Below are 20,906 nucleotides of genomic sequence, written 5' to 3' on the forward strand. Positions count from 1 at the left end.
ACGCGGTGGTTCAGGCGGCGGCCCAGGGCAGCCAGGCCCGCACCTCGAAGCCGCCGTCGCCGGTGGCCCGGTGCTCCAGCCGGCCGCCGGCCAGCGTCGCGCGTTCGGTCAGGCCGATCAGGCCCTGGCCCGAGCCGGGGACGTGCGGGGCCTCGGCCTCGGGGGCGGGGTTGTGCACGGTGATGTCCAGGCCGTCGCCGGGGGCTCCGGTGACGCGGACGCTGACCTCGGCGCCGGGGGCGTGTTTGCGGGCGTTGGTGAGGCCCTCCTGGGCGATGCGGTAGGCGGTGCGGCCGACGGAGGCGGGGACGGCCGCGGGGTCGCCGACGTGGTTGTCGAGGGTGACCTTCATGCCGGCCTGGCGGGACTCGCTGACGAGCGCGTCGAGGCCGGCCAGCGTGGGCTGCGGCCGGCCGGCCGCCTCGTCGCCGTCCGCGGCGCGTAGTACGCCGATGATCTCGCGCAGGTCCTGGAGGGCCTCGTGGGCGCTCTCCCGGATCACCCCGGCCGCCCGGGCGATCTCCGCCCGGGGCGCGTCGGGACGGAACTCCAGCGCCCCGGCGTGCACGCTGAGCAGGGTCAGCCGGTGGGCGAGGACGTCGTGCATCTCCCGGGCGATGGCCTCCCGGGCCAGCCGCTGGGCCCGCTCGGCGCGCAGCCCCGCCTCGGTCTCGGCGCGCCGGGCCCGGTCGCGCAGGCTGATCATCAGCTGGCGCTTGGAGCGGACGAACAGGGCGAGGCTGGTGACCAGGAGGATGAACAGCGTGACCAGGGCGACGACGGCCAGGTAGGGCAGGTCGGGGTCGGGGCGCAGCCAGTAGAAGAACGGGGTGGCCAGCAGGTTGGCGCCGACGATCCAGGCGACGTACCGGAACGGGCGGTGCACGACCACCGTGAACAGGGCGACCATGGCGGTGCCGCCCGCGGTGTCGGAGACGAGGCTGACCGGGATCATCGCGATCGCCAGGCCCATCGGCCAGCGGCGGCGCAGCCAGACCGCGGCGCAGGCCAGCCCGCCGACGAGCTGGTCGGTGACCGCGAGGCCGTGCGACACGTTCGGGTCGTGCCACACCGTCTTCGCGGCGATCGCGCCCAGGAGGACGGCGAGCAGGAAGCAGCTGAAGTCGACGAACCAGTCGCGCGCGGTACGCCGGGGCCGCCGGCCGGCCGGGCCGGGGCCGGGATCGAGTTCATGGATCACGGCGGACGGGAAGAGCCACCGTCGCCGCTCGAACGTCCGTATCGAGATGTCACCGCTCACGGTCGACAAATCTATGCAGGACCGGCCGGTACCACCTCCCCGCGCACGGGATCGTCGACCAAAGTTGGCCCCGCGTGGACTTTCGGCACGGCACGCGCGCGTGCGCGGCGACTTCCGGCGGGCACGGCTCGCCCCGCGGCCGATGGCATGGGGGGAGGCCGCGGGGCGAGAGTCGTGCTGTGAAACAGCTGCTGGAACTGCTCGGATTCATCGCTCTGGTGCAGGGTGTGCTGGGCCTGCTGCACGAGTTCACCCACTGGCACGTGGGACTCCTGCAACGGCTCGGCTTCCTCGACGGCTACGGCGTCTACGCCGGCGTCGCACTGGTCGTGCTGGCGATCGCGCTGTTCGCCGTCGCGGGGAGCCGGAGGTCCAGCTGAACGCGGACCGGACCTCCGGCTGGTCGCGCCGTTCATGGCGGCCGGCCGGTCGACTCGGCCAGGGCCTCAGCAGCCGAAGTTGACCAGGTCGAACGTCACGTAGTGGTCCGCCGTGTAGTAGTCCTCCTGGGTCTTCTTGCCGGTCACGATGCGACGTGCTCCGCGCGTAGAGGAACCGGGCGTCTTCACGGTGTACTCGTGGTAGTAGCCGCTGGCCTGGCTGGGCAGCACGCCCTCCTGGTTGCGGAAGACGACACCGTCCTGCGAGTACGGGAACGGACCGCCCGACGCGATCAGGTCGAGCGTGTCGTACGCCTGCGACGGCAGGTCGCTGTAGCAGATGCTGCCGACCGAGGCGGCCGCGGCGTCCGCCGTACCGGCGGTGACCGTACCGCCGACGAGGAGGGCGGACAGGACGACGCCGGCGGCGCCGATGCGGGTGATTCGTGGGGGGAATCTCATGGCTCCATGATGACGCGCGTAGACAGTGGCATGTCAATGACAAGTCTGAAGAATTTCCCGTCAAGTCCCTTGAGTTTTCAGGGAATTAACCTGGGGCCCGCGGCCTTCACGGGGCGGGCCCCGGCCGCGCTAGGCGTTCGCGTCGGCGATGTAGGAACCGTAGTCGGGTCGGCCCGCCAGGTCGTACGACTGGATGGAGACGCCCGCCGCGGTGACCCGGCCGCCGATGTGCCGGAACTTCGTCGGCACGGTGACCTCCTCGAAGAAGCGGCGGCCGCTGCCCAGCACGACCGGGAACGTCAGCAGGTGGAGGGTGTCGACCAGGCCCAGGTCCAGCAGGGAGCGGACCAGCGCGCCGCTGCCGTGCGCCTGGAGTTCGCCGTCGGTGCGCTCCTTGAGGGCCGTGACCTCCTTGGCGAGGTCGCCGCCGAGAACCGTGGTGCCGGACCACCCGGGGTCGGTGAGGGTCGCGGACGGGACGTACTTCGGGAGCCCGTTGAGCTTGGCCGCGACCGGGTCGGCCGGGTCGGTGACGTGCGGCCAGAACGAGGCGAAGATGTCGTACGTACGGCGGCCGAGCAGGAAGGCGCCGACCCGGTCGAAGACCTCGGTGACGAACCCGCCGAAGTCCGCGTCGCCGTAGGGGTGGCTCCAGCCGCCGTGCGTGAAGCCGCCGCCGGGGTCCTCCTCGGGGCCGCCGGGTGCCTGGTAGACGCCGTCGAGGGTGACGAACATGGTGGAGACGAGCTTGCCCATGAGGGGTGCCTGCTTCCTGGGGTGCGGTCTGTTGTCGTCAGCTCAGACCCCGCGGGCGTCCGCGACTCATCGGTCGTGATCGTCCGTACGGCGGCTCACCCCGCGTGCGTCGAGAACAGTCCGCCGGTCGGGCCCTGCTTGTCGCCGCCCTGGGCCTTCTTCAGGGCGTTGGCGAGGCTCTCGATGGTGAGGGACTGCAGGATCACCCGGCCGTTGCCCTCCAGGGTGGCCAGGGAGAGGCCCTCGCCGCCGAAGACGGCGTTCATGAGGCCCTGGCGGTTGAGGCCGCCGACGCGCTGGACGCCGTACTGGATGCCCTCCTCGAAGGCGACGACACAGCCCGTGTCGACCTCGATACGGCCGCCGAAGTCGGCGGGGTTGAGGTCGATGAAGTTGCCCGCGCCAGCGATGATCACGGTGCCGTGGCCGGTGAACTTCTCCAGGATGAAGCCCTCGCCGCCGCTCATGCCGGTGCGGCCGCCCTGGAAGGCGATGCCGAACTCGACGGTGGACTCGGCCGCGACGAAGGCGTCCTTCTCCGCGAACCACGCGCGCGTGCCGTTGAGTTCCAGGGCGCGCATCTCGCCGGGCAGCACGCCCGCGAAGCCGACGGTGCCTTCACCGCCCTGGGCGCTGAAGTACTGGAACGCCAGTGACTCGCCCGCGAGCATGCGCTGGCCGACCTGCATGGCGGTGCCCATGGCCTGGCGCAGCATGCCGCCCATGCCACCGCCACCGCCCTGCTGCTGGCCCCCGCCGTTCGGGCCGCTGAGCCGGGTCTCCATGGTCACGTTCGTGGTCTTGAACAGGAACTTTCCGGCTTCGCAGTAGACGGTCTGGCCGGGGTGCAGGTTGACGACCGCCATCTGCATGGCGTTGCCGACGATTTCTTGCTGAAGGGTCACGGGGAAAGAACGTAGCCGACGCTTCGGCGGTTCCCGTCGCCCGCCCGCCCGTACCTGAGGAGGCTGGGCGGGCTGGCGAGGAGCTTCAGGACAGTTCGCGGTGCCTTGTGGTCAGGGACGCCGCTCCTGCTTCCGTCGGCGTTCCGAACAACCGCAGGCGGGAGATCCCGCCGTCCGGGAAGATGTCCACGCGCGCGTGCGTGCCCACCGCCGGGGAAGCCAGGACGAAGCGGTGGTTGGTGTCCGGCTGGAGGCGGGTGCGCGGGAGGATCTCCCGCCAGTCGCCGTCCGCGCCGTCCTGGCCGTCCCGGACCGACACGGACGCCCAGCCCGCGCTGTTGCCCTTCAGATACGCCGTGTCGATCTCGATCGCCCGGATCTGGGACTGGGCCACCAGCCGGTAGCGGATCCAGTCGTTGCCCTGGTCGCGGCGGCGGCGCGTCTCCCAACCGTCGTCCATCTTGCGGGAGCGGCCCGGCTGGATGGTGTTGGTGGCCGGCGAGTAGAAGAGGTCGGAGGCGTCCTCGACCTGGCCGCCGTTCTCCAGGGCGAGCACGTCGAAGGTGCCGAGCGCGGCGAGCCACTCGGGGTCCGGGACGACCTCGCCGTACACGCGCAGGCGGGCGATGCCGCCGTCGGGGTGCTGGTTGACGCGGAGGTGGGTGAAGCGCTGTTCGACGGAGACGGCGAAGCCGTTCGCCGCGTGGCCGCCCACCGGCGTGCGCGGGACGAGGGTCGTCCACTTCACGTCGTCGCCGAGGAGTTCCGCCGGGGACGGGGAGCCGGGGACCGACGTGCCCTCGACCGACACCGCCTGCGGGTAGTTGCCGCGGAAGTGGGCCGTGTCGACGACGATCCCGCGGACGACGCCGGGGGCGCCGAGGCGGACCAGCGCCCAGTCGTGGTCCTCGGCCGTGGGCCAGGGTTGCCCGGCCGAGACTCCACGGCGGCGGCGCGTCTCCCAGCCGTCCATGATCTTGCCCTTGTGCCCGAAGTGCTCGGGGTCGAACTCGGCCGGCCCCGGCACCAGCAGGTTCTCCCGCTGGGCGAAGAACTCGTCGTTGGCGGCGATGACCCCGGCACCGAGCTGCCGGTCGGCGAGGTTGGCGTACCGGGTGAAGGGGAAGTCGGCGGTGCGGTAGTCGGCGTACGGGTCGCCGCCGGAGTAAGGGTGCGCGTCGCCGGTGAAGGTCGGGATCGCCGTCAAAGAAGTTTCCTCTCGGGTGTCGGCCGCTGCGGGTGCGGAAGCGAGCGGTGGTCAGGGGGTGCGGGCCAGCAGGCGTCCCTTCGGGGCCGTGAACGCGCCGTCCGCGACGATGCGTTCGCCGCGCAGCCAGGTGGACCTCACGACGCCGTACAGGGTCTTGCCCGCGTACGCGGTGACCTGGTTGCGGTGCTGGAGGTCCGCCGGGTCCACGGTGAAGGTCTCGTCGGGCGCGAGGACGGCGAAGTCGGCGTCCCGGCCGGCCGCGATGGCGCCCTTGCGGTCGTCGAGGCCGACGAGCGCGGCCGTGCGGGCCGACATCCAGCGGACCACGTCCTCAAGGCCGTGACCGCGCCTGCGGGCCTCCGTCCACACGGCGGGGAGGCTGAGCTGGAGGCCGGAGATGCCGCCCCACGCGGTCGCGAAGTCGGCGGTCTTCAGATCGGCGGTCGAGGGCGAGTGGTCGGTGACCACGCAGTCGATGGTGCCGTCGGCCAGCGCCTGCCAGAGCAGGTCCTGGTTGGCCGACTCGCGGATCGGCGGGCAGCACTTGAACTCGCTCGCGCCGTCCGGGACTTCCTCGGCGGTGAGGGTGAGGTAGTGCGGGCAGGTCTCGACGGTGATCCGGACGCCGTCCCGCTTGGCCTCGGCGATCAGCGGCAGCGCGTCCGACGAGGACAGGTGCAGGACGTGCACGCGCGCGTGGAGGCGTTTCGCCTGGGCGATCAGTTGGGCGATCGCCGTGTCCTCCGCGTCGCGCGGACGCGAGGCCAGGAAGTCGGCGTACCTGGGGCCGCCGTGCTGGGGGGCGGCGGCCAGGTGGTGCGGGTCCTCGGCGTGCACGATCAGCAGGCCGTCGAAGGAGGTGATCTCCGCCAGGGACCGGGCGAGCCGCTCCTGGTCGAGGTGCGGGAACTCGTCCACGCCGGACGGCGACAGGAACGCCTTGAAACCGAAGACCCCCGCGTCGTGGAGCGGGCGCAGATCCTTGACGTTGTCCGGCAGCGCGCCGCCCCAGAAGCCGACATCCATGTGCGCCTTGTCGGCGGCGACCTCCTGCTTGACGCGGAGGTTGTCGACGGTCGTGGTCGGCGGGAGGGAGTTGAGCGGCATGTCGACGAGGGTGGTGATGCCGCCTGCCGCCGCCGCGCGCGTGGCGGTCCAGAAGCCCTCCCACTCGGTGCGGCCCGGGTCGTTCACATGCACATGGGTGTCGACCAGGCCGGGCAGCAGCACGTCGTCGCCGAAGTCCTCCAGGCGGGCGCCCGCCGGGACGGGGGCGTCGTACGGCAGTACGGCCGTGATCGTCCCGGTGGACACGGCGACCGAGGCGGCCCGTGTCCCCTCCGGGGTGATGACGCGCGTCGAGCGCAGCACCAGTTCAGCGTCGGACACCCGGACCCCTCTCTCTGCCGCCGTTTTACTTCCGGGAAACGGGATTTACACCCATGTAACGGAATTCAACGTTCTGTTGAAGGAGTCTTCACTGCCGCTCCCGCGCCGTCAAGGGCACACTGCTTGCCGGGGCCACACGGGCTCACACTCTGGACGTTTCCACAAAGTGGAATTATAATTCCGTCAAGCAGAACGTAGCTACGCACAAGCCGGCCGTCAACCGGCCGCCGGGTAGGCTTCTGCTCTTCTGCCCGGCCCGAAAGGCAGCCCCGAAAGGAACGCGCCGTGCCGACGTCCAGCGCCAGCACCACCGACTCCACCAAGTCCAACGGCGGCGGGGTCCAGTCCCTCGAGCGCGCCTTCGATCTGCTGGAGCGGATGGCGGACGCGGGCGGCGAGGTCGGCCTGAGCGAGCTGGCCGCGAGCAGCGGGCTGCCGTTGCCGACGATCCACCGGCTGATGCGCACGCTGGTCGCCTGCGGCTACGTACGCCAGCAGCCCAACCGGCGGTACGCGCTCGGCCCCCGGCTGATCCGGCTCGGCGAGTCGTCGTCCCGACTGCTGGGCACCTGGGCGCGGCCGTACCTCGCGCGGCTGGTCGAGGAGACCGGCGAGACGGCGAACATGGCGCTGCTGGACGGGGACGAGATCGTCTACGTGGCGCAGGTGCCGTCGAAGCACTCGATGCGGATGTTCACCGAGGTGGGCCGGCGGGTGCTGCCGCACTCCACGGGGGTGGGCAAGGCGCTGCTGGCGGGCGTGCCGGACGCCGAGGTGCGGGCGCTGCTGGCGCGGACCGGGATGCCGGCGGCCACGGAGAAGACGATCACCACTCCGGAGGGGTTCCTGACCGCCCTGGCGGAGGTACGGCAGCTCGGGTACGCCGTGGACGACAACGAGCAGGAGGTCGGGGTGCGGTGCCTGGCGGTGTCCGTGCCGGACTCGCCCACGGCGGCGGCGATCTCGATCTCCGGGCCGGCGGGGCGGGTCACCGAGGCGGCGACGGAGAAGATCGTGCCGGTGCTCCAGCAGGTGGCCGTCGAGTTGTCCCAGGCGTTGGCGAGTTCGGGCGCCTGAGCGACAGGGGCGGGTGCGCCGTTGGCGGGTGCGGGTCGCGTTGCGGCTGGTCGCGCCCACGCGGCGGAGCCGCATACCGACGCGGCCCCGCGCCCCTTGCGGGGCGCTCAACGCCCCGGCGTCTCCCCGAACAGATCCACCGCCTGGCGAACGTCCGACAGCCCCCGGGACAGTGCGCTGACCGAACCGATGGCTCCCGCGATCAGTAACAGGGAGCGGCGCAGCCGCGGGATCTCCGGCATGCCGCCGACGGCCATCGCCGCCAGAGCCGCCAGCTCGTCCTCGGCTATCGCGCGGTCGGTGAACTCGGCCGGATGCGCGGCCAGTTCCCGGCGCAGGCGGGAGACCGCCGTCCGTAGTTCCGTCACCCTCGGATCCTCGTCACTGCCGGTCACTGGTCTCTGTCCCAAGCTCCGCAACACAGCTCTCCCCCCTCGCCCGTCGCCTCATGACGGTGATCGGGCGCCCGGCGACGCGGGTCAGTAAACGCCCTCCCGTGCGCGACGCGCTACAGCGCGGACCGAAATTCAGCCCTGCGGAACCGGCCGCCCGTCCCGGCTTCGGGTATGCAGGACGCATGACGGACACGAGTGACCACATCGCCGGGCTGCTGCTCGCCGCCGGCGGTGGCAGACGGCTCGGCGGGCGGCCCAAGGCGCTGCTCACGCATCGTGGGCGCCCCCTGGTGGAGTACGCGGTCGGCGTGTTGCGCGCGGGCGGCTGCGGGCCGGTGCACGTGGTCCTGGGCGCCGGTGCGGACGACGTGCGTAAACGGGCCGATCTGGACGGCTGCGTGGTCGTGGAGAACCCGGACTGGGCCGAGGGCATGGGGTCCTCGCTGCGGATGGGGCTGGCGTCGCTCGCCGGGACGGGGGTGCGGGCCGCGCTGGTGTCGCTGGTGGATCAGCCGGGGATCGGGGGCGAGGCGGTGGCGCGGGTGCTCGGCGGGTACCGGGACGAGGACTCGCTGGTGGCGGCCGCCTACGGCGGGGTGCGCGGACATCCGGTGCTGTTCGGCGCCAGGCAATGGCCGGGGATCGCCGCGAGCGCGACCGGGGACCGGGGTGCCCGCGCCTATCTCAAGGCCCATGAGGCGAGCATCGCGCTGGTCGAGTGCGGGGATGTGGCCGAGCCCTTCGACATCGACACTGAAGCGGATCTGGGCCACCTTGAGTGAACGGGGTGGCACTGAGCGCCACCTTGGCTCGATCCGGAGAATCTCGACATCAACAAACCATTGAACTTCCACAATGAGGAAACTAGTATCCACTGTTCAGAAGCGCCCGACCCCTGATCGGGTGTGCTTCGCTCTACCCGGAACGACTGGCACCCGGTGCCACCGCTGAAGGAAGTGACAGCTCATGTCCGCACCAGCGCCGTCTCCGCCGGCCATCGTCGACGCCGAGCCCCTGCCCCGGCAGGACGAGGTCCTCACCGACGCGGCACTCGCCTTCGTCGCCGAGCTGCACCGGCGGTTCTCGCCGCGCCGTGCCGAACTCCTCGCCCGCCGGGCCGAGCGCCGCGCCGAGATCGCCCGCACCTCCACGCTCGACTTCCTCCCGGAGACCGCCGCGATCCGCGCGGACGACTCCTGGCGGGTGGCCCCCTCCCCCGCGGCGCTCAACGACCGGCGCGTCGAGATCACCGGCCCCACCGACCGCAAGATGACCATCAACGCCCTCAACTCGGGCGCCCGGGTCTGGCTCGCGGACTTCGAGGACGCCTCCGCGCCGACCTGGGAGAACGTCGTCCTGGGACAGCTGAACCTGATCGACGCCTACACGCGGAACATCGACTTCACGGACTCCGGCTCGGGGAAGTCGTACACCCTGCGCCCGGACGAGGAGCTGGCGACGGTCGTGATGCGGCCGCGCGGCTGGCATCTGAACGAGCGGCACATCGAGGTCGACGGCGAACAGGTGCCGGGCGCCTTCGTCGACTTCGGGCTCTACTTCTTCCACAACGCGCAACGGCTGCTCGACCTCGGCAAGGGGCCCTACTTCTACCTGCCGAAGACCGAGTCGCACCTCGAAGCGCGGCTGTGGAACGACGTGTTCGTCTTCGCGCAGGACTACGTCGGCATCCCGCAGGGCACCGTCCGCGCCACGGTGCTGATCGAGACGATCACGGCCGCGTACGAGATGGAGGAGATCCTCTACGAACTCCGCGACCACGCCTCGGGGCTGAACGCCGGCCGCTGGGACTACCTGTTCTCCATCGTCAAGAACTTCCGTGACGGCGGACCCAGGTTCGTCCTGCCGGACCGCAACGCCGTCACGATGACCGCCCCGTTCATGCGGGCGTACACCGAACTCCTCGTCCGCACCTGCCACAAGCGCGGTGCGCACGCCATCGGCGGCATGGCGGCGTTCATCCCGTCCCGACGGGACCCCGAGGTCAACAAGGTGGCCTTCGAGAAGGTCCGCGCCGACAAGGACCGGGAGGCGAACGACGGTTTCGACGGCTCCTGGGTGGCTCATCCCGACCTGGTCCCGATCGCCATGGAGTCCTTCGACCGGGTCCTCGGCGACAAGCCGAACCAGAAGGACCGGCTGCGCGAGGACGTCCATGTCGAGGCCGCCGACCTGATCGCCGTCGACTCGCTGGACGCCAGGCCGACGTACCCCGGTCTGGTCAACGCCGTCCAGGTCGGCATCCGCTACATCGAGGCCTGGCTGCGCGGCCTCGGCGCGGTGGCCATCTTCAACCTGATGGAGGACGCGGCCACCGCGGAGATCTCCCGCTCGCAGATCTGGCAGTGGATCAACGCGGGCGTCGAGTTCGAGAACGGCGAGAAGGCCACGCCGGAGCTGGCCCGCAAGATCGCCGCCGAGGAACTCGACGACATCCGCAAGGAGATCGGCGAGCAGGCGTTCGCGGCCGGCCACTGGCAGCAGGCCCACGACCTGCTGCTCACCGTCGCCCTCGACGACGACTACGCGGACTTCCTGACGCTGCCCGCGTACCAGCAGCTGCGCGGCTGATCGTCAGAAGCTCACTTGTCCGAGTGGCCCAGGGACTTCCCCGGGGCCACTCGGTCGCGTACGGCCTGCTTCACGGCCGTGGGCTCGGGGAAGCCCTGTTCCCTGCGGTCCCAGACCACCTCGCCGTTCACCCGGACGACGAAGACGCCGCCCTTGCCGGGTTTCAGGGCCAGCTCGGTCAGCTCGGCCTCGAAGGTGGTCAGCAGCTCCTGCGCCAGCCAGGCCGCGCGGGGCAGCCAGCGGCACTGGGTGCAGTATTCGATCTCGACGCGCTGGCTGTCACTCATCCGAGGTGTACCGACCAATCCTGTTGAGCCGCGGGCTTGCCGTGCAGGTCGGGAACCTGCTTCAGCCAGGCCGGGCGTCCTTGCCGTGTCCTGGCCGCGCGGGCGGCCTCCTCGGCCGCGAGCTGGTCGCGGCCCGGGAAATCGGTGGGGAGCCACTGCGCGGAGGCCCGGACCCGGGCCAGCAGATAGCCGGCGTAGGCCTCGCGCATCTCGTCGGGCGTGCCGAAGTCGGTGAGCCAGGCGTCCGGGACCTCGGCGAGGGTGTCCCTGAGCAGCTCCTCGGTCACCCGGGGCGCGAGTTCGGCATCGGCGGCCCGGGTGTCGGGGCCGTACCGGCCGAGGGCGTGGTGGCGGAAGTCGTAGGCCCTCTCGGGTGCCGAGGTGTCCCAGCGGTGGTGGAAGACGAGGGCGGCGCCGTGGTCGATGAGCCACAGGTGCGGGGGTGCGGTGCCGAACGTCGGCCAGACCATGAGGTTGGAGCTGTGCACCGTACGGTCGACGTTGACGGTGAGCGCGTCCAGCCAGACGATCCGGCCGGCCTCCAGCGGGTCCACCGGGAAGACCTCGGCGATCTCGGGGGTGAAGTCCTTCGCGCCGGGCAGGTAGTCCATCCCGAGGTTCACCCCGGCGCTGGCCGCGTGCAGCTCGCGCACCTCCTGGTGCGGCTCGTGCGCGGCGATGGCCGGGTCGAAGCGCACCAGGACCAGCTCGGGGAACCGCAGTCCCAGCGCCCGCGCCAGCTCCCCCACGATCACCTCGGCGACCAGCGCCTTGCGGCCCTGCGCGGAGCCGGTGAACTTGACGACATAGGTACCGAGGTCGTCGGCCTCGACGATGCCAGGAACCGAGCCGCCGGAATGGAGGGGCTCGATATAGCGGGTCGCGTCAACCTCTCTCAGCATCTTCCAAGGCCCCATCGCTCGTATGCCTTATATTCCACGGATGGCTCCGTCGTGCTGCGATCCGGGCATGAAATGAGCATAGTAACCAGGCGTGACAGCCGGGCAGGAGTGCCGCCGGCCACCCTGGACTGCGCCGCCGGCGGCGGCGGTTGGGTACGTCGACAAGAGTGGCCGGGTCCGCGGCCCCCGCCGGGGCCGCCGGCGGCAACTCGGCGTCGGGCGTCTCGCGCGGGCGGGTAAACCCCGGGTTGGTGAACGGTTGTCCGGGCGTCCTACGCTTCGCGCTGGACGACGATCATGGCCATGTCGTCGTTCAGCGGGCCGCCCGTGTACGCCCGGACGTCTGCGGCGAGCCGCTCGACCAGCGGACCGGGCGCCTTGTCCGCCCAGGCCGTGGCACGCTCGGCGAGCGGATAGAAGTCGCCGTCGGCGTTGCGGGCCTCGCTGACGCCGTCGGTGTACAGGACCAGCCTGTCGCCGTGCCGGAACGGGAAGGTCGCCGGTACGTAGCCGGCGCCGGCGCTGTCCGTGCCGTCCGCGCCGGCGGGCCAGATGCCGAGGCCGAGCGGGGGCGACGGCTCGGGAACCGCCAGCGCCAGCGCCGTCCTGGTGCGGCCGCGCAGCAGGAGGGGTGGCGGGTGCCCGCAGCTGATCAGATGCACCACGGGCTCGTCGTCCGGGATGTCCAGGACGGCGGCGGTCACGAAGCGCTCGGCGGCGTCCTCCTTGGGCTCCGAGAACTCCGCGAGTCCCCACCGGACGGCGTCCTCGATGTAGGCGACCAGCTCCGGCAGCGGGATCCGGCGGTGGGCGGCGGCGCGGAAGGCGCCCAGCACGATCGCCGTGTCGCTGATGGAGGGGAGCCCCTTTCCCCGGACGTCCCCGATGAGCAGCCGCGTGGAGCCGGGGATCCGGGCGGCCGCGTACAGGTCGCCGCCGATGGTCGCGTCCGCTTCGGCGCTCCGGTACTGCGAGGCGAGAGTGACGGGTCCGGCCCGCTGCGGCAATGGCCGCAGGACGACGCGCTGTGCCGCGTCGGACACCGAGCGCACCCGGGCGAGCTCGAGTTCACGCCGGTCCCGCAGGCCGGTGAAGAGAACGAGGAAGGCGCAGACGGCGAGGAGGGCGGAGAGTTCGACGAGGACGCTCTCGGTGGTCAGTGACCGTCGCTCCACGCCCGCGGAGACCAGTGCGAGGACCGCCAGCGCCCCGATCAGCGCGGTGGCGCGCGGCCCGGCGCCGACCGCGGTGACCGCCACGGCGACGACGAGGAGGTGGGCGAGATGGATGTCGGGCGGCAGGAAGCCGTCGGCCACCGGGATCGCGACGATCAGCAGGAGGGGTCCGACCAGCCACAGAGGTCGCGCCGAACGACGCCATGCTCGCAGGGTCTCGACCACAGATGCGGTGATCATCACAGCGCTCATGTCTGCTCCGGTGCTTGTCGTCCTCCCCCCGCCAACACATGCGGACATGTCTCCCATTCCCGGGCATGTTCTCCGCCCCGACGGCGACGCCGCTACCCGATCAGCTCGGCCGCCTTCTCCGCGATCACGATCGTGGGCGCGTTGGTGTTCCCGCTGATGACGGTCGGCATGACCGAGGCGTCGACGACACGGAGCCGCTCGACTCCGTGGACCTCCAGGTCCGCGTTGACGACGGAGTCGTCTCCGGTTCCCAGGGCACAGGTGCGGACCAGCGCGCATCGCTCCGCCGTAGGCGTCTCATGGAAAGCGGTCTCGAACTCTTCTCCAGCCAGGGATACGCCCGCACGTCGACCAGTGCGGTACTCCGGCACGCCGCCCGGCCGGCGGGGCGGCCCCGCCGGCCGACGGCACGCCGCCCGGCCGGGAGGAGAGACCCGGCCGGGCGTCGCCGAGGCGATCCCGGGGCCTGCTGGGGGCGGTCCCGGGTGCGGGTGCACCCCGCTCCAACGGGTGCGACCTGTGCCGGTGTACGGGGATGAGCGCGGCCTCCGCGGTGTGCGACTTCTGCCCGGGCGGGGTGTGCTGCTGCGGTGCCGCAACGGCGGCGGCCTGACCCTGCCACTGCCCTGCCGCTCGGCCTACTCGGCTGACTCGGCGGGAAAACGGTCGCCGAACATCGGCCATCCGCCCGCGGATTCCGCTCGGGTCGCCTCGTCCTCCCAGACATCCCAGTGCTCGGCGAGCTTGCCGTCCTCGACACGGACCACGTCGGCGACCACCGAGGCGGCGGGAGCGCCACTGCCGGCATAGCGGCCGTACAGCATGACGTAGTCCCCTTCGGCGAACACGAACTGGTTCTCGTAGCGGAGGGAGTCGGGGAGAGCCCGAACCAGACCGAAAAGACCCTCACGGCCCGGCGGAATATGCGCGCTGTGCTGAATATACTTCTCGGACCAAAACTCTTCGGCTGCCTCGTAATCGCGCTTTCCGAAGAGGGTGTCGAAAGCATTCAATGCCAGCTCTTTGTTCTGTGCGGGCGTTGTCATGCGAGCCTCCGGTGGGAGCGGGCGGCCCCGGGTGTGTTCGTCGGCGCGGTCCAGCTGGCGTTTTCGGGACGCAGACGGGCACGCGGCGAACGCAGAAAGTCACCCAGTTCGCCGTTGTGCTTCATAGGGCCAGTATGGCGCCCGCGGCGCGATGCGGGCGCGGTGAAGGTGGACCAGTCGGACCTAGGTTCAGGAAGGCGCGTTTGACAGGGCCGTACACGCGTAGCGAACGCAATACTGGTTGGCCAGGGAATGCGCCTCTCCCGCGACAGGACCGGAAAGGCTCTCCCGGAGGAGCCGCTTCTTATTCAAGTCATTTGTTCAAGTCAGGGTCCGAGCCACGTTCGACACGTTCGCGCGCGAGGCCCCCCGCATGCGCGGCCTCGGCCTCCTGGGCGGCGAGGTGCCCGAGGGCGAAGGCGCGCCCCTGCTCGACCGCGCACTGGCCCTCAGCGGCAGACCCCCGTCCGTACGGCACGGTAAGACCGCTCCGCCCGGGCGAGCGCCGGGACAGGGCCGTCGGGCCGCGCCAGGGGTGTCAGTGACCGGCGTCCCCGTCCCGGCTCTCGACGCGGAAGCCGAACGGGATCGTTCCCGGGTCGAGGGCGGTGATCCCGCCGTCCACCGTGAGGGTCGCGCCGTTGACGAAGGAGGCCGCGGGCGACAGCAGCCAGCCGATCGCCTCGGCGACCTCGGCCGGGTCGCCCGGGCGGCCACTCGGCACCAGCCGCGTGGCCTGCGCGTACGCCTCCTCGACCCCGCCGGCCATGTCCTCCTCGGTCGCGAACCGGGCCATCCGCCCGTCGGCCATCTCGGTGCGCACCCAGGTCGGGCACACGGTGTTGGCCCGCACCCCCTGGCTGCCGTAGTCGACGGCCACCGAGCGGCACAGCTGGAGGAGCGCGGCCTTGGAGGTGGCGTACGCGGCGTTGCCCCACCCGTTGCGCAGCGCCGCGACCGAGGCGACCGCGACCACCGCGCCGCGGGCCTTCAGCAGGTGCGGGAGGGCCGCGCGGAGGGTCAGGAAGGGGCCGGTCAGGTTGGTGCGCAGCACCTCGTCCCAGGTCTCGTCCGAGAGGTCCCCGACCGCGCCGCTGCGGCCGATGCCCGCGTTGAGGACGAGTCCGTCGAGCCTGCCGCAGCGGGCGACCGCGATGTCGATCAGGTCCTGGACCGCCGCCGGGTCCGAGAGGTCGCCGGGGTGCGCCAGGGCGCCGGTCTCGTCGGCCAGTCGCCGCAGCGGCTCGGGCCGCCGCCCGCCGATGACGACCTGGTGCCCGGCGGCCCGCAGCAACCGGGCGGTGGCGGCACCGATACCGGTACCGCCACCCGTGATGACGACAACACGCGCGTCGGCCATGGCCGTTGGGACTCCTCACCAGCCGGGGATCGGGCACCATGATCCTAAGCGGATCCGCCGGGCCGCCCCGTCGGCCGCCACGGCTTCAGGCCATTTCAGGCCAGGGGATTCGGCAACGGCAGATAGCGCGCGTCGGCGCCGTCCGCCCCCGTCCAGCGCAGCAGCAGGTTCGTCTTGCCCGGCAGGGTCGGCGCCGCCAGCAGTTCGGCCACCTCCGGAAGCGGATGCCGCGCCAGCTCCCGGCGGGCCGCGGGCCACGGATCGAACCCGGGGTGGCACTCGGCGAGCGCGGCGGCGACCTCGATCAGGTGGTTGACGACCAGGCAGTACACCAGCCGCTCCCACCCGGCGGCCCGCTCCACGTCGGCCAGCAGCTTGACGCCCTCGGCGTCCCGGTACAGCGCCTGCACCGGCGTACCGTCCGCGTCGACGGCGACCAGGGTGTTCTGCAGATGCGCTTCGAGGACGACCCCGTGGTCGGCGAAGGCCGTGAGCGCCGGGGGTACGACCGCGCGCAGGTACGCCTGCCACCAGGCCCCCGGATCCGCCGTCGCGGCCAGGGGGCTGTCTTCGAAGCCCTCCACCAGGCCGGCCGCGAGCAGCGGGGTCGCGCCGGGCGGCAGCGAGCCGCGCAGCCCGTCCCGGACGACGACCGCGAGTTCTTCGAAGGCGAACCGCGCGGTGCGGTAGCCGCGGTCGCCGAGCCAGGCCGCGGGCCCGTCCATCGCCGCGAAGGCGGCCGTCGCGGCGGAGTCCGTACGGCGCAGTTTCCGCAGGTCGTGCGCCCACAGCCGACGGATGTCGTTGGTGATCCGGACGTCCAGGCTGAACTTCAGGAAGAGATCGCGCACCGGCTCGTACACCGTGCGGATCGCGGCCGTCGGCCAGACCGCGAAGTCGGTCTCACGCAGGCGTACCAGCCGTCCGTCGGCGAAGGCCGGGGCCAGGTCGCGGGCGGCCAGGTCGAGCTGCCAGGGGTGGGCCGGCAGCAGCCGGTAGCCCGGCGGTGCGGCGGCCAGCGCGTCCAGCGCCGACGTGTCGCCCTCCTCGGCCACCTGGTCCGCGCGCACCCCGAGCAGCACCAGCGGGAACCGGGCGTGCGCCTCGGGCGCGTACGGCAACCAGGCGGTGACCGGGCCGCCGCCGCGTGCCTTCGGGGCGGGATGGTAGGGATGGCCGGTGATGAGGGACTGCTCCGAGCGCAGATACGGGTCGTCGGGCGCCGTCGCCCGGGCGCGTGCCGTGAGCAGCGCGGCGACCACGTCCCGGCTGTCGATCATCTCGGCCGGCAGATCGCCGTTGGACAGCCCGGTGTGCGCGCGCAGCTCCTCGGCGACGAGTTTCACCAGCTCGGTGTGGCCGATGCGGTGCCAGCGGCCGGCCGCGTACACCTCGGGCACGGCGGGCCGGCGGGCGCCGCGCACCCGCAGCAGCCGGCCGCCGCCGGGCAGCCGGTAGACCCGCGGTGTCCCCTGCCCGGCGGCCGGGAGCGGCCCGTTTCCGGTGTCCGGGAGCGGCTCGGCCACCTCCCGCAGCAGGCAGTTGAGCAGGGGCGCGGCAGCGTACGCGTCGGCGCGTTCGCCGACGCTGCCGCTGTCGCTGGGGGGCATGAGATCCACGCGTTCCATTCGTTCGCTACGTGCACACGGTCCGATCACGATCAGTATGTCTGCCGTCATCAGCCATCATGACCGTCGGACCCGTCCCCGAGGAGCCCTGCCGTGCACCGTCCCTCCCCCATCGAGACACAGCTCGCCACGGAGCTGGCCGAGGCGCGGCCGGACCTGGTGTCCGGGTACACGGCCGAGCTGCCCGGTGCGCGGGCGGCGGTGCTGACCCGGCTGTGGCGGGCGCTGGCGCACGAGCCGCTCCCGTGGGTGGCGCGCCGGGTACGCGGGGCGCACAGCCTGGCCCTGTGGCTGGCCGACGGACGGGCGCTGCACGGCCCGCGCGCGGATCCGTACGCCACCGACGCGTATGTGACCGCCGTACGTCTGGACGGGGTGGCGTACGACGATCCGGCGCGGTTGATGACCGATCTGGGGTGGCCGCATTCGGCGGGGTTCGCGGCCGAACTCGGGCACAGCGCGGCCTCGTTGGCGCTGTCGCGGGCGGACCGGGGGTTCCCTCCGGAGGAGTGGCCCGTGGGGGTCCCCCCGGCCGAAGGCTGGGGGAGGGACTGGGAGTGGGAGCAGCGGGTGGTCGACGGGCACCCCTTCCATCCCAACTGCCGTTCCCGGCCCGGTTTCTCGGTGGCGGAGCAGCTCGCGTACGGGCCGGAGCACCGGCCGACGGTGCGGCTGGAGACGGTCCCGGTGGCGGCCGGGGACTGTCTGCTGACGGGTGAGTGGCCGGACGAACTCCGGGACGCGGGGGGGCTGTTGATCCCGGTGCATCCGTGGCAGACCGCCCATGTCCTCAAGGGCGGCCCAGGCGAGCCCTGGCGGACCGCGCACCCGCTGATGTCCCTGCGCACCCTCGCCCTGCCCGGCGGACCGCATGTGAAGACCGCGCTCAGCGCCCGGCTGACCTCGTCCGTCCGGGACATCTCGACGTACTCGATCGACGCGGCCATGACCCTGTCGTCGTTCGCCGCGGACCTGGCGTCCCGCACGGACGGCCTCCTGCACGTGACCCGCACCCTGGGCGCGGCGACCGCCGACTCCCCCGATCTGGCGGCCGTGCTGCGCGAGTCGCCCGAGGTGTACGCGGCGCCGGGCGAGCGGGTTCTGCCGGTGGCCGCCCTGACCACCACCGGCTTGCCCACATCGCCGTCCTGGCTGGCCGCGTTCACCCGGCTCGCCCTGACGGTGGGCCTGCGGCTGCTGGACCTGGGCGTGGCCCTGGAGGCGCACGGCCAGAACCTCCTCGTGGTGCTGTCCGGGACCGGCGCGCCGCTCAGGCTGGTCTACCGCGACCTGGCCGACATCCGCCTCAGCCCGGTCCGTCTGGCCCGGCACGGCATCACCCCGCCCGAGCTGACGGGGCGCCTGGTCACGGATGACGAAACGACTCTGCGCCGCAAGCTGTTCGGCTCCCTGGTCGCGGGCGCCCTGGCGGGCACGGCGGGTTCGGGACCGGCCCTGGCGACGGCTCTGGAGACGGCCGTACGGGACCTTCCCGCCACCCCCGACCTGACGGCCCTCCTCGAAGGCCCGCTGCCGGCGAAGGCGTTGACGCTGATGCGGCTGTCGCCCGAGGTGCCCGGGGACCAGTGGGCGGCACTGCCGAATCCGCTCGCCGACAGGTGGTGAGCGCTCACCTGTCCGCCCGCCACCCTCCGTTGGCCTGCCGGCCGCTCGCGTTTTGGCGTCCGGACCTCGTTTTGGAGCCCGGCGCCTCTGATCAATAGGATCCGCCGATGATCAGAACACAACGGACGGCGGCAGGAGTCTGCGCTCTGCTCGCCGCCCTGGCGGCCGGGATCGCGTTCCCCGGCGGAGCGGTCGCCGACGAGACGGACGAGACGGGCCAGGCGGCTCCCAAGGTGGAGCTGGTACTGGACGTCAGCGGTTCCATGCGGGCGACGGACATCGACGGCGGGACGCGGATGGCCGCGGCCAAGCAGGCGTTCAACGAGGTGTTGGACGCGACGCCCGAGGGGGTCCAGCTCGGCATCCGCACGCTGGGCGCCAACTACGCCGGAAACGACAAGAAGACCGGCTGCAAGGACACCGCGCAGCTCTACCCGGTCAGCACCCTGGACCGCACCGAGGCGAAGACCGCCGTCGCCACGCTCACGCCGACCGGGTGGACCCCGATCGGCCCCGCGCTGCTCAAGGCGGCCGACGATCTCGAGGGCGGTAGCGGGACCCGCCGTATCGTCCTGATCAGCGACGGCGAGGACACCTGCCAGCCGCTGGACCCGTGCGTGGTGGCCCGCGAGATCGCCGCCAAGGGCGTCGGGCTGACCATCGACACGCTCGGCCTGGTGCCGGACGCCAAGACCCGGGACCAGCTGAGCTGCATCGCGGACGCGACCGGCGGCACCTACACCTCCGTCCAGCACAAGGAGGAACTGAGCGACCGGGTCGGGCAGTTGGTGCACCGGGCCGCCGATCCGGTGGTGACGCCGGTGGCCACGGACGGCACCGGCCAGTGCTCCTCGGCGCCCGCGCTGAAGTCCGGGCTGTACACCGACCGCGAGGAGTTCGGGCAGCAGCGCTGGTACAAGGTCGACGTCAGCCCCGGCCAGGAGCTGCGGGCTTCGGTCAGCGTCGCCGCCGACCGGGCCGTCAACCCGGACTACGGGGTGCTGCTGCGCGCGGTGACCGTGCACGGACGCGAGATCGTGCGCGGCGAGGCGTCGGGCACCGGCCGTACCGACGTCATCTCGACCGGTCTGCGGTACCCGAAGGCCGAGAGCGACGACGACGAGGACACCACCCCGGAGACCGTCTGTCTCCAGGTGACCAACTCCTTCTCGGCCACCTCCGGCGTGAAGACCAGCCCGGGCCTGCCCGTCGAGCTGACGGTGGACGTGGTGGACGGGCCGTCGAAGGCGTCCGACGTCGCCTCCTTCGGTCTCGGCCGCGGCTGGTGGCTGCTCGGGGCGCTGGTGCTGACCGGCTTCCTCGCGGGTCTGCTGTGGGGCTGGGTGTCGCGCTGGCGAGTAGCGGTCTGGAGGACCAACTGATGTCGATCACACGTGTGTTGAGCGCCGCCCTGCTGGCGGTGGGCCTGGCCGCGGGCCCGGCGTACGCCGACGACGCCTCCCCCTCTCCCAGTTCCTCGGAGGACAGCGGCGCGCCCACCCAGGCGGGCACGTCCTTCCGTACGGCGACGGAACTCGACCAGGGACAGCAGGCCACCGCCAGCGGATCGACGGGCGACTACCTGTACTGGTCGTTCCCCGCCGACGCCGGTCAGCGCCCCGACGTCAAGGCGACGGTGAAGCTGCCCGACTCGCACGCGGCGCAGACCTGGCAGATCGACGTGTACGACGGTCTGCGGCGCCGCCAGGCCTGCCAGTACGGCGCGGCGACCCGCACGGCCGGACAGGGCGCCACGTCGGTGCAGTTGGCCTGTGTGATGCGTACCGTCAGGGGCTGGTCGGAGCCGTGGGCCAACGACCCGCTGCCCGGCACGTACTACGTCCGGCTGACGGTGGTGGACCTCGGCGACGCGGACCTCGGCCAGCCGGTGAGTGCCGAGGTCCGGGTGGACTCGAAGGACATCGGCGGTTCGGCGGCGGTGGACGGTTCGCTGGCGAAGCCGCTGGTCCCCGGGATCGCGGTCACCTCCGAGAAGAGCGACGACGGTGATACGAAGACCGCGGTGCTCTCCAGTTTCGGTTCGGACGACGGCTGGTCCTCCGGCTGGTGGACCGACCGCTGGGTGTGGACCGGGATCGGCGGGGTGCTGGCCGCGCTGGCCGGCATCGGCGGATACGCGCTGACGCGCGGGTCGGGTCGGCCGTACCGGGTGCCGCCGGGCGCCTGACCTGACACGTTCCGGTGA

21 protein-coding genes are annotated in these 20,906 nt (G+C 72.0%); 7 read left to right on the forward strand and 14 right to left on the reverse strand.

Annotation, left to right across the window (positions count from 1 at the left end):
- Positions 1-10 precede the first annotated feature (10 nt).
- Positions 11-1,270: a sensor histidine kinase gene (locus tag ACZ5K7_RS00420; RefSeq protein ID WP_468908776.1), complete on the reverse strand. Its 1,260-nt coding sequence runs from the start codon at positions 1,268-1,270 to the stop codon at positions 11-13.
- A gap of 170 nt (positions 1,271-1,440) precedes the next feature.
- Between ACZ5K7_RS00420 and ACZ5K7_RS00425 the strand changes: the two genes are divergently transcribed.
- A complete protein-coding gene (locus tag ACZ5K7_RS00425; RefSeq protein WP_468908778.1) occupies positions 1,441-1,641 on the forward strand; it encodes a hypothetical protein in 201 nt (66 codons plus the stop codon).
- Between the two features lie 66 nt (positions 1,642-1,707).
- Here the strand turns inward: ACZ5K7_RS00425 and ACZ5K7_RS00430 are convergent, their stop codons facing one another.
- The 5 genes from ACZ5K7_RS00430 to allB all read right to left on the reverse strand — a co-directional run bounded on the left by ACZ5K7_RS00430 (position 1,708) and on the right by allB (position 6,363).
- Positions 1,708-2,103, reverse strand: coding sequence for a ribonuclease (locus ACZ5K7_RS00430; protein WP_351698014.1), 396 nt, complete (start codon positions 2,101-2,103; stop codon positions 1,708-1,710).
- Positions 2,104-2,232: 129 nt separating this feature from the next.
- Positions 2,233-2,859 (reverse strand): dihydrofolate reductase family protein, encoded by a 627-nt coding sequence (locus ACZ5K7_RS00435; protein ID WP_450972093.1) that lies wholly within the window; start codon positions 2,857-2,859, stop codon positions 2,233-2,235.
- A gap of 95 nt (positions 2,860-2,954) precedes the next feature.
- Positions 2,955-3,764: an AIM24 family protein gene (locus ACZ5K7_RS00440; RefSeq protein WP_360475108.1), complete on the reverse strand. Its 810-nt coding sequence runs from the start codon at positions 3,762-3,764 to the stop codon at positions 2,955-2,957.
- 85 nt (positions 3,765-3,849) lie between these two features.
- Entirely contained in the window at positions 3,850-4,971 is a 1,122-nt protein-coding gene (gene alc / locus ACZ5K7_RS00445) for an allantoicase (protein WP_468908782.1), read from the reverse strand.
- Positions 4,972-5,022: 51 nt separating this feature from the next.
- A complete protein-coding gene (gene allB, locus ACZ5K7_RS00450; RefSeq protein ID WP_351698006.1) occupies positions 5,023-6,363 on the reverse strand; it encodes an allantoinase AllB in 1,341 nt (446 codons plus the stop codon).
- A gap of 285 nt (positions 6,364-6,648) precedes the next feature.
- Here allB and ACZ5K7_RS00455 point away from each other — a divergent pair, with 285 nt between their 5' ends.
- Complete coding sequence (locus ACZ5K7_RS00455) at positions 6,649-7,440, forward strand: IclR family transcriptional regulator (protein ID WP_468908785.1); 792 nt, start codon at positions 6,649-6,651, stop codon at positions 7,438-7,440.
- A 107-nt stretch (positions 7,441-7,547) separates the two neighbouring features.
- On the opposite strand, the gene ACZ5K7_RS00460 is transcribed toward ACZ5K7_RS00455, so the two are convergent.
- Positions 7,548-7,862, reverse strand: coding sequence for a DUF5955 family protein (locus ACZ5K7_RS00460; RefSeq protein ID WP_351698002.1), 315 nt, complete (start codon positions 7,860-7,862; stop codon positions 7,548-7,550).
- A gap of 155 nt (positions 7,863-8,017) precedes the next feature.
- Here ACZ5K7_RS00460 and ACZ5K7_RS00465 point away from each other — a divergent pair, with 155 nt between their 5' ends.
- Positions 8,018-8,617 carry a nucleotidyltransferase family protein gene (locus ACZ5K7_RS00465; protein ID WP_468908788.1) on the forward strand — a complete coding sequence of 200 codons (600 nt, stop codon included), beginning with the start codon at positions 8,018-8,020 and terminating at the stop codon, positions 8,615-8,617.
- Between the two features lie 184 nt (positions 8,618-8,801).
- Entirely contained in the window at positions 8,802-10,424 is a 1,623-nt protein-coding gene (gene aceB, locus ACZ5K7_RS00470) for a malate synthase A (RefSeq protein WP_351697998.1), read from the forward strand.
- Between the two features lie 11 nt (positions 10,425-10,435).
- Here the strand turns inward: aceB and ACZ5K7_RS00475 are convergent, their stop codons facing one another.
- The 7 genes from ACZ5K7_RS00475 to ACZ5K7_RS00505 form a co-directional block, all read right to left on the reverse strand.
- Positions 10,436-10,711 (reverse strand): Rdx family protein, encoded by a 276-nt coding sequence (locus tag ACZ5K7_RS00475; protein WP_468908792.1) that lies wholly within the window; start codon positions 10,709-10,711, stop codon positions 10,436-10,438.
- Complete coding sequence (locus ACZ5K7_RS00480; RefSeq protein WP_351697994.1) at positions 10,708-11,613, reverse strand: HipA family kinase; 906 nt, start codon at positions 11,611-11,613, stop codon at positions 10,708-10,710. The genes ACZ5K7_RS00475 and ACZ5K7_RS00480 overlap by 4 nt, the downstream gene beginning before the upstream one ends.
- 272 nt (positions 11,614-11,885) lie before the next feature.
- Positions 11,886-13,040: a PP2C family protein-serine/threonine phosphatase gene (locus ACZ5K7_RS00485; RefSeq protein ID WP_351697992.1), complete on the reverse strand. Its 1,155-nt coding sequence runs from the start codon at positions 13,038-13,040 to the stop codon at positions 11,886-11,888.
- A 92-nt stretch (positions 13,041-13,132) separates the two neighbouring features.
- Positions 13,133-13,411: a GMC oxidoreductase gene (locus ACZ5K7_RS00490; RefSeq protein WP_468908796.1), complete on the reverse strand. Its 279-nt coding sequence runs from the start codon at positions 13,409-13,411 to the stop codon at positions 13,133-13,135.
- Positions 13,412-13,678: 267 nt separating this feature from the next.
- Positions 13,679-14,086, reverse strand: a complete 408-nt coding sequence (locus tag ACZ5K7_RS00495) for a nuclear transport factor 2 family protein (protein ID WP_468908798.1) — start codon at positions 14,084-14,086, stop codon at positions 13,679-13,681.
- A 538-nt stretch (positions 14,087-14,624) separates the two neighbouring features.
- A complete protein-coding gene (locus ACZ5K7_RS00500) occupies positions 14,625-15,446 on the reverse strand; it encodes an SDR family NAD(P)-dependent oxidoreductase (protein WP_468908801.1) in 822 nt (273 codons plus the stop codon).
- Between the two features lie 95 nt (positions 15,447-15,541).
- Positions 15,542-17,074 (reverse strand): IucA/IucC family protein, encoded by a 1,533-nt coding sequence (locus ACZ5K7_RS00505; RefSeq protein ID WP_468908803.1) that lies wholly within the window; start codon positions 17,072-17,074, stop codon positions 15,542-15,544.
- 93 nt (positions 17,075-17,167) lie between these two features.
- Between ACZ5K7_RS00505 and ACZ5K7_RS00510 the strand changes: the two genes are divergently transcribed.
- From ACZ5K7_RS00510 to ACZ5K7_RS00520, 3 genes are all read left to right on the forward strand, one after another.
- The gene (locus ACZ5K7_RS00510; RefSeq protein WP_468908806.1) at positions 17,168-18,700 is read left to right on the forward strand and encodes an IucA/IucC family protein; all 1,533 of its coding nucleotides are present in this window, start codon (positions 17,168-17,170) and stop codon (positions 18,698-18,700) included.
- Positions 18,701-18,807: 107 nt separating this feature from the next.
- Positions 18,808-20,082 carry a VWA domain-containing protein gene (locus ACZ5K7_RS00515; RefSeq protein WP_351697982.1) on the forward strand — a complete coding sequence of 425 codons (1,275 nt, stop codon included), beginning with the start codon at positions 18,808-18,810 and terminating at the stop codon, positions 20,080-20,082.
- Entirely contained in the window at positions 20,082-20,888 is an 807-nt protein-coding gene (locus ACZ5K7_RS00520) for a hypothetical protein (protein ID WP_468908809.1), read from the forward strand. Before ACZ5K7_RS00515 ends, ACZ5K7_RS00520 begins: the two co-directional genes overlap by 1 nt.
- The last annotated feature ends 18 nt before the right edge of the window (positions 20,889-20,906 follow it).

The organism is Streptomyces sp. NPDC031497 (assembly GCF_055580905.1).

Excerpts from the sequence above, each read along its gene's own strand:
- aceB (WP_351697998.1), top strand. The coding sequence starts at position 8,802 with ATGTCCGCACCAGCGCCGTCTCCGCCGGCCATCGTCGACGCCGAGCCC.
- ACZ5K7_RS00475 (WP_468908792.1), bottom strand. The coding sequence starts at position 10,711 with ATGAGTGACAGCCAGCGCGTCGAGATCGAATACTGCACCCAGTGCCGC.
- ACZ5K7_RS00505 (WP_468908803.1), bottom strand. The coding sequence starts at position 17,074 with ATGGAACGCGTGGATCTCATGCCCCCCAGCGACAGCGGCAGCGTCGGC.
- ACZ5K7_RS00430 (WP_351698014.1), bottom strand. The coding sequence starts at position 2,103 with ATGAGATTCCCCCCACGAATCACCCGCATCGGCGCCGCCGGCGTCGTC.
- ACZ5K7_RS00435 (WP_450972093.1), bottom strand. The coding sequence starts at position 2,859 with ATGGGCAAGCTCGTCTCCACCATGTTCGTCACCCTCGACGGCGTCTAC.
- ACZ5K7_RS00515 (WP_351697982.1), top strand. The coding sequence starts at position 18,808 with ATGATCAGAACACAACGGACGGCGGCAGGAGTCTGCGCTCTGCTCGCC.
- ACZ5K7_RS00480 (WP_351697994.1), bottom strand. The coding sequence starts at position 11,613 with ATGCTGAGAGAGGTTGACGCGACCCGCTATATCGAGCCCCTCCATTCC.
- ACZ5K7_RS00495 (WP_468908798.1), bottom strand. The coding sequence starts at position 14,086 with ATGACAACGCCCGCACAGAACAAAGAGCTGGCATTGAATGCTTTCGAC.
- ACZ5K7_RS00485 (WP_351697992.1), bottom strand. The coding sequence starts at position 13,040 with ATGAGCGCTGTGATGATCACCGCATCTGTGGTCGAGACCCTGCGAGCA.
- ACZ5K7_RS00500 (WP_468908801.1), bottom strand. The coding sequence starts at position 15,446 with ATGGCCGACGCGCGTGTTGTCGTCATCACGGGTGGCGGTACCGGTATC.
- ACZ5K7_RS00465 (WP_468908788.1), top strand. The coding sequence starts at position 8,018 with ATGACGGACACGAGTGACCACATCGCCGGGCTGCTGCTCGCCGCCGGC.
- ACZ5K7_RS00520 (WP_468908809.1), top strand. The coding sequence starts at position 20,082 with ATGTCGATCACACGTGTGTTGAGCGCCGCCCTGCTGGCGGTGGGCCTG.